The 10110-nt window shown below is 63.0% G+C and carries 8 protein-coding genes; 3 read left to right on the plus strand and 5 right to left on the minus strand.

Going from position 1 to position 10110, the window contains the following annotated elements; translation table 11 throughout:
- Positions 1-284: 284 nt before the first annotated feature.
- The 3 genes from ACG2LG_RS23195 to ACG2LG_RS23205 form a co-directional block, all read right to left on the minus strand.
- Positions 285-926 carry a hypothetical protein gene (locus ACG2LG_RS23195; protein ID WP_396263157.1) on the minus strand — a complete coding sequence of 214 codons (642 nt, stop codon included), beginning with the start codon at positions 924-926 and terminating at the stop codon, positions 285-287.
- Between the two features lie 58 nt (positions 927-984).
- Positions 985-1974 carry a hypothetical protein gene (locus ACG2LG_RS23200; RefSeq protein ID WP_396263158.1) on the minus strand — a complete coding sequence of 330 codons (990 nt, stop codon included), beginning with the start codon at positions 1972-1974 and terminating at the stop codon, positions 985-987.
- A 750-nt stretch (positions 1975-2724) separates the two neighbouring features.
- Complete coding sequence (locus tag ACG2LG_RS23205; RefSeq protein ID WP_396263160.1) at positions 2725-3738, minus strand: glutamine synthetase beta-grasp domain-containing protein; 1014 nt, start codon at positions 3736-3738, stop codon at positions 2725-2727.
- A 181-nt stretch (positions 3739-3919) separates the two neighbouring features.
- On the opposite strand from ACG2LG_RS23205, the gene ACG2LG_RS23210 reads away from it, so the two are divergent.
- The gene (locus ACG2LG_RS23210) at positions 3920-4735 is read left to right on the plus strand and encodes a PP2C family protein-serine/threonine phosphatase (RefSeq protein WP_396263162.1); all 816 of its coding nucleotides are present in this window, start codon (positions 3920-3922) and stop codon (positions 4733-4735) included.
- Between the two features lie 4 nt (positions 4736-4739).
- Here the strand turns inward: ACG2LG_RS23210 and ACG2LG_RS23215 are convergent, their stop codons facing one another.
- Positions 4740-6131: a Gfo/Idh/MocA family protein gene (locus ACG2LG_RS23215; RefSeq protein WP_396263164.1), complete on the minus strand. Its 1392-nt coding sequence runs from the start codon at positions 6129-6131 to the stop codon at positions 4740-4742.
- A 302-nt stretch (positions 6132-6433) separates the two neighbouring features.
- Entirely contained in the window at positions 6434-7690 is a 1257-nt protein-coding gene (locus ACG2LG_RS23220; RefSeq protein WP_396263166.1) for a hypothetical protein, read from the minus strand.
- A gap of 100 nt (positions 7691-7790) precedes the next feature.
- Here ACG2LG_RS23220 and lysA point away from each other — a divergent pair, with 100 nt between their 5' ends.
- Positions 7791-9074, plus strand: a complete 1284-nt coding sequence (lysA, locus tag ACG2LG_RS23225) for a diaminopimelate decarboxylase (RefSeq protein ID WP_396263168.1) — start codon at positions 7791-7793, stop codon at positions 9072-9074.
- Between the two features lie 46 nt (positions 9075-9120).
- On the plus strand, positions 9121-10005 hold the full coding sequence (locus tag ACG2LG_RS23230) for a DMT family transporter (RefSeq protein ID WP_396263170.1): 885 nt from the start codon (positions 9121-9123) through the stop codon (positions 10003-10005).
- Positions 10006-10110: the final 105 nt, after the last annotated feature.

A 10110-nucleotide genomic window follows, 5' to 3' on the forward strand; every position in this document is an offset into this window, starting at 1 on the left:
GTCGATCGTCGTTTCAGCATTGGTTTTCATGAACTTGTGGGGATTCTTAGCAACTGAGTTCAGGCGCGTCAACAACTGTATGCCTGGCATCTTATTGTGGGATTCTTAGCAACTGAGTTCAAACAACTGTATGCCTGGCATCTTATCATAGCAACTGAGTTCAGGCGCGTCAACAACTGTATGCCTGGCATCTTATTTTATTGTACATTATTATCGGCGTATCACCAAAAAAAAAGGGAGGCAGGCGCTAGCCTGCCTCCCTTGGAATCATTTCTGGAGCAACCTTAGCGTCGGCGACGGAGCAGACCAAGAATTCCAAGGGCTCCGAGAAGAGCGATCGAGGGCTCAGGAACGACTCCGAAGGTAAGACCCTCGTTACCGTTAAATCCGGCGAATGGAGCCGCCAGATTTGGTGAGACCACGATGCCCCGCTCAAGATTGGCTGACGAGAGTGTAATTGGACTGAGAGCCCCTCCAACACCCTCGACTTCAACGGCCCAGCTTTGGCCCGTTGAAAACACCATCACCTCGGTGGATGCACCCAAGGTTGCTGCGTTGCCAACCAACAGATAAACAAGATTACCAGTGAACGAATCGGAACCATCTGTGCTAGTGCCCGCTCCGAAACCGTCAGTGTTGATCAAACCAGGCGCAGTGAACGCAGCCCCAGCACCATTTGCAGTGAAGGCGGAGATAATGTCAGCATCTGAGGTCACAAGAAAGTCGGGTGTCCCGCTCAAAAATGAACCGGCAAATACCCTCGTGGTCAAACCTGTGGTACCTGTCGCATCAGTGAGCAATGGGGACCCCACCGCAGGATTCGCTACGGGCGATCCAGTGAAGTTACTCGTGGGAACGAGTACTGCAGCTGATGCAACACCAGAAAGGAAGCAGACAGCGGCAATACCCTTGAACGTAGTTTTCATCTAATAATAACTTAGGTTGTGGATTGAGATTTGGCTTTCAGAGATAAGGCAGAAAGATTCAAGGAGCGTAAACAGGAATTCCTTGGGTGATGTCACCAGCCGCTGCCGAAAAGATGATGTACCCAGAAGGAATCGCGACTGCGCTTGGGTCCGCGATGTTCTGAGTCACAGGCTCAATCTGCCTCCAAGTAGCCGAGAAACCATCCGGGCTAGTTGTATCGTAATAATATTTATCGTAACCGCTACCGTTGAAGAGCCAGACCTGATCAGCTCCAGCCGTTCCGAACGTGCCTGCAGTGAGAGCCGAACCGTCGACTCCGAATGCCGTGGCAAGCGTACCACTGACGGGTGTAGAGGAGGCCGCAAAGTTGAAGCCACTCACAACATTGATCTCAGTTGCATCCATCTTCACCTCACCGGTCAAGACCAAGTCCCGAGCGGCGGCTGCGAACAGAATGAACCCCTCAGCATAAGGTAGCACTACCGACGAAGGATCTGCCAGATTCTGGGTAACGGGCTCGATCTGCCGCCAAGTTGCACTGAACCCGTCCGGACTAGTCGTGTCATAATAATACTTGTCATAACCCGAACCATTGAACAGCCAAACCTGCTCAGCCCCAGCGGTCCCGAAGGTTCCTTCAGCAATATTCTCCCCAGCCGCTCCGAAGACCGACTCAAGTGTCGCCGCGGGACGGATGGAATAAGTAGCCCCCGCTGAGACTACGCCACTCAGGTCCGTCTCAGTGGTCAACACATTGCCCGTCCAAGAAGTGATAACTTCCGTAATCCCGAGACCACCATCGATCTCGAGAAGGTAAGTAACACCGCTTGTTAAAGTGGAATCGAAATCAACGTCGGAATCTGTGACTGTAGAACTGGTGACAACCTCAAGGTCGCCGGCAACAACAGTGGCTTCGTGGACCGTAAGGCCAACAAAATTGAAGCCAGAAACGATGGACTCAGTAACATATCCAACCGGATCAGTAACCGCTGCATTCGCAGCGACGGAAAGAGCGCTGAGGAGCGCAAGGGATGTAATTGGTTTCATGACGGGCTGTGTTTTGGGTTGTTCCAGACGGGTCGTCTAGGAAAAAATGCGACTTTTCAGTTTTTTTTCAGTGTTCGTGTGATGGACGTGAAACCAACCACTCGGTTGGCGCACTTCTCCATCGATGATGCTCTCAAGTAGCAATATTGTGGGACACAGGGCAAGGAATTTGTGATGTTGGGATTTCAGATTTCAGATCTTTGGAGTGAGAGCGGCTTTTGGGTCAGTAGATGCATTGGAAAGTGACGCCTGGGACCGGATGAGCCGAGTTCAGAGTTCAGAGTTCAGAGGGTGTTGGTTTTGGCGGACTTTGGGAGATGGGAGTGACGCCAGGGGGCGAGCAAGACGGCTGGCTCCTGGGAAAGTCGCCCCCTTGGTCCCTTCGCCGCTCTGTGCGAGGAGCGCGAGCCGTGGCCGCGCCCTCCTCTCTTCGCCACCGTCCGCAATCTCTACTCGCGTCCGGATTGGGCCGTATTGGCCGGGCGGTGCGCGACAGCGTCGCGCGGTCCTGGACTTCCGATCCCCGCCCCACCCCGTCTGCACTCTGCACTCTGCACTCTGCACTCCGTTCGCGACAGCGTCGCGCGGTCCTTGTGGAGCGCCGATGAGGGGGCTGGCGTAGTTTGAGGGGAGAGGGAGGTGGAGATGGGCAGTGTCAGACAGGAGTGTCTGACCTCCTTTCGAGCACCAGAAAAAGCCGTCCGCCCCTGGCGGGACGGACGGCTCTGAATTTCAGCAATCCAAGAGGGATCAGGAGGTCGGAACCTCGGCGATGGTCTTGAGGATGCGCGAGGCGATCGCGTAGGGGTCGCCCTGCGAGTTCGGACGACGATCCTCGAGGTAGCCCTTGTAGCCGTTCTTGACGAAGCTGTGGGGCACGCGGATCGAGGCGCCGCGGTCAGCCACGCCCCAGGAGAACTGGTCGATCGACTGGGTCTCGTGGAGGCCGGTCAGGCGCATGTGGTTGTCCGGACCGTAGGCGGCGATGTGCTCGTCGCGGTTCTTTTCGAAGGCATCCATGAGGGCCTTGAAGTAGTCCTCTCCGCCGGTCTCGCGCATGTACTTGGTCGAGAAGTTGGCGTGCATGCCGGAGCCGTTCCAGTCGCCGGTGATGGGCTTGCAGTGGTACTCGACGTCCACGCCGTAGCTTTCGCAGAGGCGGTTGAGGATGTAGCGGGCGACCCAGATCTGGTCGGCGCACTTTTTCGAGCCCTTGCCGAAGATCTGGAATTCCCACTGGCCCTTGGCGACCTCGGCATTGATGCCTTCGTGGTTGATGCCGGCGTCGAGGCAGATTTCGAGGTGCTCCTCGACGATCTGGCGGGCGACGTCGCCGACGTTCTTGAAGCCGGTGCCGCAGTAGTACTCGCCCTGGGGGTTCGGGTAGCCGCCTTTCGGGAAACCGAGGGGCAGGCCGTCCTCGACGAGGAAATACTCCTGCTCGAAGCCGAACCAGGCGTCCGGATCATCGAGGATGGTGGCACGGGAATTGGTCGGGTGCGGATCGCCGTTGGGGAGCATGACCTCGCACATCACCAGCGCGCCGTTGCGGCGGGTGGAGTCGGGGTAAACGGCCACCGGCTTCAGCACGCAGTCGGAATCGCTGCCTTCGGCCTGGAGGGTCGAGGACCCGTCGAAGCCCCACTCGGGGAGTTCTTCAAGGGTGGGAAATTTCTCGTATTCCGCGATCTTGGTTTTTCCGCGGAGATTCGGGACGGGCATGTAGCCGTCGAGCCAGATGTACTCGAGTTTGAACTTGGGCATCGTGTCTTTCTTGTTGGTGGTTTGTTGACGCTTGCGCGTGGATGGTAATGGAGCGCGCCCTTCGCCCGGAGGCGGGGCATGCTCCACGCGCGGGAAAGCAATATGCGGGCCAACCCCGGCTGCGAAGCGAAATTTTTTGCCTTTGTCATGCCCCCTTGGCCGCTCAGTCTCAAGGCATCGCATGGCCAACGACGAAGCCCCGACGCCCCTGAAAATCCGCTGGTCGGGCGTCACGGACACCGGACGATTCCGCAAGAACAATGAGGATGCCTTCCTGGCGTTGACTTTCGACGCGCGGGAGGTCCACTTTCTTGGCCGTGAGGGCGATGGAGCGATGGATTCGAGCGACTTCGTGTTTGCCGTCAGTGACGGCATGGGCGGCGCCAGGGCCGGGGAGGTCGCGAGCAAGATCGCGACCGAAAAGATCACCAAGCTGCTGCCGCTGAGCTTCAAGCTGGAGGCCTCGCGGGTCGACTCGGGCTTTGCCGAGGTGCTGGAGGAGATTTTCCTCGAAACCCACGAGTCCCTGGTCGAACTGGGCCTCCACTACGAGGAATGCCGCGGCATGGGGGCGACCCTCAGCCTGTGCTGGTTCATGCCGGGCTGGATGTCCTTCGGCCACGTCGGCGACAGCCGGATCTACTACCTCCCGAAGGAGGGTCCGATGCGGCAGCTCACCGACGACCACAACTGGGTCGGCCGGATGTTCAAGAGCGGCCGGCTGAACGAGCGCGAGGCCCGCAATCACCCGAAGAAGAACGTCCTTGAGCAGGTCCTAGGCGGCCAGACCCGCGAAGTCGATCCCCAGCTGGGCCGGGTCGGCTGCGCGGCCGGCGACCGGTTCCTGATCTGCTCCGACGGCCTGGTCGACGGCATGTGGGACCGCCGCATCGACGAAATGGCCCGCGAGGAGCTCTCCGCCGACCGCCTGGTGGCCTACGCCGTCGCCGAATCCGGCCGCGACAACACCACCGCGATGCTGATTGAGGTGGAGTAGGAGGCTACACCTTCGGTGCCCAGCCGTCGCGGTACTGGCGCTTGACCAGGGCGCTGGCCTTGGCGTTGTCCTTGGCCTGCATGTTCGGGCCGTCCCAGGCGATGGGCTGGCCCTCGCCGATCTGCTGCGCGATGCAGCCGAGCAGGATGACCTCGTTGAGGTATGCGGCGATTTCGAAGTTCGAGTAGGCGGGGTCGCCACCCTTCATCATGTCGATCCACTCCTGCTCGTGGCCGGGGGACCGCGGGATGCTTTCCTCGACCTCCTGGGCGAGCGGATGGGCGGCGCCGCGGACGTATTCCTCGTCGTCGTTGGTCTTCATCCAGAAGGCCCGGCCGTAGTCGTCCTCGGAATAAAGGGTACCGTTCTCGAAGACGATCAGCGCGCCGGAATTCGGCACCTTGCCGCGCAGGATGAAGACCTCCCGCAGCAGCTCCGGCGGCGGCATGATCGGCTGGAAGGCGTTGCTCGGGTTTCCATCGTACCACCAGAACTTCAGCGGCGGCAGGCCGTCGCGCTCGGGGAATTCGAAGCGCACCCGCGAGGTCAGCGGATAGGTCTCGGGGAAGAGTTTGGAGGCCATCTCGCACTCGATGAGGTCGGGGTAGCCGAGCTTCAGCGCGCGGAAGGGCATGTTGACCGTGTGGCAGGCCATGTCGCCCAGCGCGCCGGTGCCGAAGTCGCTCCAGCCGCGCCATTTGAAAGGATGATAGACGCCCTCCTTGTACGGACGCTCGGCGGCGGGCCCGAGCCACAGGTCCCAGGCGAGGTGCTCGGGAACCGGATCGGAACCCTCCGGGCGATCCAGGCCTTGCGGCCAGACCGGGCGGTTGGTCCAGACGTGGAGTTCCAGCGGCTTTCCAAGCACGCCGGCCTGAATGACCTCCACCGAGCGACGAAGGCCCTCGGCGGCGCTGCCCTGGTTGCCCATCTGGGTGGCGAGGCCCTTTTCGCGGGCGAGTTCGCGCATCACCCGCGACTCCCAGACCGTCTGGGTCAGGGGCTTCTGGATGAAGACGTGCTTGCCGGCCTGCATCGCGGGGATACCGGCGACGCCGTGGATGTGGTCGGGAGCGGAAACGGTCACGGCATCGATCTCCGAATCCATTTTCGAGAGCATTTCGCGGAAGTCGGTGAACTTCTTGGCCTTCGGATATTTCTCCGCCGCCTTGTCGAGCGTGCGCATGTCGACGTCACAGAGGCCGACGATGTCGCAACCGCAGCCGGCGATGTTGGCGACGTCCGAGCCTCCCTTGCCGCCGACTCCGATCGACGCCACGCGGATGCGCTCGTTGAGGTTCTGGCCCCGGACGATGGCGGGGAAGCCGAGCACGGCCCCGGCGCCAAGGCCGGTGGTGCGGAGGAAACGACGACGGGTGAAATCAGTGCCTTTCATTCGAGTGGAGTCTACGGGTTGTGACGGGGGGATATTTCCCCGGCACTCCCCGGCTGTCGAAGCCTAAGTCCGTCAATCCTGATTCTCGCCGCGCTGGATCACCCAACCTATTTCAACCGCAGAGGCGCGGAGGCCGCAGAGGGATGGATGTCAGAACGATCCGAGAATGGGGCAGTATCAGGATCCGATCGCCGTAACTGAGGACTTGCAGACCTCAACACCTTGAAGATCTCTGCGGCACCTCCGTGCCTCTGCGACTCTGCGGGACAAAACTGAGCGCGCCGAGCCCGCGAGGGCCCTCGTCAATCCTCGAAGACGAAGGTCAGGTAGGCGGTGGCGGCCATCTCCTCGAAGCGCATCCGGCGCGGGCGATCGCGGCCGGTCCAGCTTTCCAGGAAAAAGACCTCGTTGCGGGCGCCATCGAAGCCGGTGAGGACCGAGGCGTGCAGCGGCGCCTCCTCGCCCGGCCAGCTCGCCCTTTCCTCCGCCGAGGCGGGGTCGGGAAGCTCCGCCCGGCCCGCCGCGACCCGGTCGTGGAGGCGATTTCGCTCGTGGGAAAACCGCCGCCAGACGATCACCGGGCGGCCTTCGGCGAGGGCACCGCGGACGGCGAACTCGTCGAAGCGGCTCGAGCGGTCCATGCCCAATCCCGCTTCCGCCGCCACCGCCTGATAGAGCCGCACCATGTTCGACCCGGCCGCGCTGCCGGTATTCCGGAAGCCCGCGGCGGCGGCCATCCAATCCTCGTCGAGGTGCAGGCCGAGGTGCCGCGCCACCATCGCCAGCGAGTTGAGCCCGCAGTAGGGACGGTATCCCTGGGGGATGGGCTCGAGTCCCTCGATCCGGACCGCCTCACCATCCTTCCGCACGGCGGAGGCCAGTCGGGTCGCTCGTTCGCGGTCGTCCTCGTCTTCGAAGGCCGGATCGAGCCAGCCGTCGGGCAGATCCTTTCCGATCACCAACCGCACCAGGCGCTGATCCGCCGAGAAAAGCCGCAGCGTCAGGTCACCGCACTCCCATTCATCGACCTCGGCCCGCAGCACCCGGCCCTTGCCCACCCTGCCCGACTTCGGCCGCTCCTCCCCGGCCCGTGCCGCCACTCCGGCCCTCACGGTGGCCAGCGCCTGGTCGTAGAGCGTGGCGAATTCCTCCTGCCGGACCGCCATCCGGCGGCGCAGTTCTTCCTCCTGCTGACGCCGGCTCAAGCCCTCCGGCAGTTTTTGATCGAAGTAGCCGAAGAACGACCCGGCATCGGCGAAGGTCGCCTCGACCCGCTCCAGCGCCCCCTCGCGCCGGACCGCCCGCAGGATCACCACCTCGCGGCCGAACAACGCCGGTCGAGCCAGCAGGTGCGAGATTTCCGCCGCGCCGACACCCGCCTCGGGCGCCCACTCGCCGGGGAGCTCGGGGCCACCTTGGAGCGCCGCGAGGACCGGCCCGGTGAGGTCCTCGCCATTGAGCGGGCTGTCGGACCGCGCGACCGGCCCGAAGACCGCATTCGGAATCGCCGGAGCCTGGATCGCCAGCACCAGCATCAACCATCCAAGTCTGCCCGTCATCAGTGCCATGAAGATGCAACGTTCCCGGCGCGGCATCCATTCGATTTTTCCGATCGCGTCCACCCTTGCCCGGCGGGCTTTCCCCGGCTAAAGCCCCGCCATGCACGGATTTGCCTACCGCAACGGCTCGCTGTTCTGCGAGGACGTCGATCTCCAGAGTCTCGCCGATGAGCACGGCACTCCGCTCTACGTTTACTCGGCCAACACCTTCCGCGACCACTACCGCCGGCTCGACGCGGCGCTGGCGGGTGTCGACCACGAGGTCGCCTACGCGGTGAAGGCCAACTCGAACCTCTCGGTGCTGCGGCTGCTCGCCGGGGAGGGTGCGGGCTTCGACATCGTTTCCGCCGGCGAGCTGTTCCGGGTGATCCAGGCCGGCGGCGACCCCGCGAAGTGCACCTTTGCCGGCGTCGGCAAGACCCGCGAGGAAATCGAGTATGCGCTCAAGCAGGGCATCTACTCCTTCAACGTCGAGAGCGAGGCCGAGCTGCGTTTCCTCGACCAGGTCGCCGGCGACCTCGGTGTGACCGCCCCCGCCGCCGTGCGCGTGAACCCGAACGTCGACGCCAAGACCCACAAGTACATCTCCACCGGCAAGTCGGAGAACAAGTTCGGCGTCGACTTCGAGGCGATCGCCGAACTCTACGACCGCGCCGCGGCCGAACTGCCGAACATCACCCTGCGCGGCCTGCAGATGCACATCGGCTCGCAGCTCACCTCCATCACCCCCTTCGTCGAGGCGGTGGAAAAGGTCGCGCCGCTGGCCACCGCGCTGAAGGAGAAACACGGCATCGAGTTCTGGTCGATCGGGGGCGGCATCGGCATCATCTATCAGGACGCGCTCGCCGCCGGCTCGGTCGATTGGTGGGACGCGCAGTCCGAGCAGGACCGCCCGCTCACGCTCACGCGCTACGGCAAGGAGCTGGTGCCCCGCCTCAAGGACCTAGGGCTCAAGATCCTCCTCGAGCCGGGCCGCGCCATCGCCGGGAACGCCGGGGTGCTGCTGACCCGCTGCCTCTACGAAAAACAGGGCAGCGCCAAGACCTTCAAGATCGTCGACGCCGGCATGGGCGACCTGATCCGCCCGGCGCTCTATGAGGGCCATCACGAGATCATTCCGGTCAAGGAACCCGGCGAGGAGCGACGAGCCGTCGACGTCGTCGGTCCGATCTGCGAGAGCGGCGACTTCTTCTGCCAGGACCGCGAGCTGCCTGACTTCCAGCCGGGTGAGGTGATCGCGCTGATGAGTGCCGGTGCCTACGGCTTCGTCATGGCCTCCAACTACAACTCCCGCCCTTTCCCCGCGGAGATTCTCGTCGATGGCGACAAGGCGACCGTCGTCCGCAAGCGCCAGACCTTCGATGACCTGATCGCGGGCGAGTAGCTGCGGCTTCCAGCCGCAGGCCGTTCCCGCGGCTTCCAGCCGCGCCATGCCCGCCACCCTCCAAATCCACCTGCTGGTCTTCCTCGTCGCCTTCACGGCGGTCTTCGGGAAGCTCTACTCGGGCAGCGCGGTGAGCCTGGTGACCTGGCGCGTGGCCCTCGCGGCCGTGACGGCCTTCCTGTGGGTTCGTTTCTTCCGGCGCCACCCCATTTCCACCGACCGCTGGCCGGCGATGATCGGGGTCGGCGTGGTCATCGGCCTCCACTGGCTGTGCTTCTTCGGCGCGATCCAGCTCGCCAACATCTCGATCTGCCTGACCGGCATGGCGACGATTTCGCTCTTCACCGCCTTCACCGAGCCGCTGTTCGAGCGTCGCCGCGTGCGGCCCTTCGAGGTCTTTCTCGGCCTGATCGTCGCCGGCGGGATCGCGCTGGTCGCCAATGTCGAGCGCGAGCACCTCGCCGGCCTCGGCGTGGCGCTGCTGGGGGCGCTCCTTGCGGCCATCTTTCCCGTCCTCAACCGCCGCCTCGTCCACACCGGCGGCGACCCGCTCGGCATGGTCGGCTGGGAAATGATCGGGGCCTCGCTGATCTGCCTGATCGCCCTGCCCTTTCTCGACCCCGGAGGCTATCCCGCGCTGCTGGAGCCGCGCGGACTCGACTGGTTGTGGCTTTTCCTCATCTCGATGGGCTGCACCGTCTTCGGCTTCGCCTGGCACATCCACCTGCTCAGGAAGATCACCGCCTACGCCGGCAACCTCGCGATGAACTGCGAGCCGATCTACGGCATCGCCATGGCCATCCTGTTTTTCCGGGAAGACCGGGAACTGCACCCGCTGACCTTCATCGCCGTGCTCGCGATCGTCGGCACCAACCTCGCCCATCCGTGGCTGGAGCGAAGGACACGGAGTGGCTCTTTCCAAGAGCCATGACGGGGCCCGGCGACGTCCACGTCGCGGAAAGAGGCAGGCCGCGAGTGTGACCTCCCGACCGAAATGGGCAACCCCTCCCCAAGCAGTCGGCTGCAAGCCGACCCG

Source organism: Haloferula sp. A504 (genome assembly GCF_044385805.1).
In the GTDB taxonomy this organism is placed as follows: domain Bacteria; phylum Verrucomicrobiota; class Verrucomicrobiia; order Verrucomicrobiales; family Akkermansiaceae; genus Haloferula.

Bases quoted from the DNA above. Each gene is read 5' to 3' on its own strand.
- ACG2LG_RS23210 (WP_396263162.1), top strand. From the start codon at position 3,920: ATGGCCAACGACGAAGCCCCGACGCCCCTGAAAATCCGCTGGTCGGGC.
- ACG2LG_RS23195 (WP_396263157.1), bottom strand. From the start codon at position 926: ATGAAAACTACGTTCAAGGGTATTGCCGCTGTCTGCTTCCTTTCTGGT.
- lysA (WP_396263168.1), top strand. From the start codon at position 7,791: ATGCACGGATTTGCCTACCGCAACGGCTCGCTGTTCTGCGAGGACGTC.
- ACG2LG_RS23205 (WP_396263160.1), bottom strand. From the start codon at position 3,738: ATGCCCAAGTTCAAACTCGAGTACATCTGGCTCGACGGCTACATGCCC.
- ACG2LG_RS23220 (WP_396263166.1), bottom strand. From the start codon at position 7,690: ATGACGGGCAGACTTGGATGGTTGATGCTGGTGCTGGCGATCCAGGCT.
- ACG2LG_RS23230 (WP_396263170.1), top strand. From the start codon at position 9,121: ATGCCCGCCACCCTCCAAATCCACCTGCTGGTCTTCCTCGTCGCCTTC.
- ACG2LG_RS23215 (WP_396263164.1), bottom strand. From the start codon at position 6,131: ATGAAAGGCACTGATTTCACCCGTCGTCGTTTCCTCCGCACCACCGGC.
- ACG2LG_RS23200 (WP_396263158.1), bottom strand. From the start codon at position 1,974: ATGAAACCAATTACATCCCTTGCGCTCCTCAGCGCTCTTTCCGTCGCT.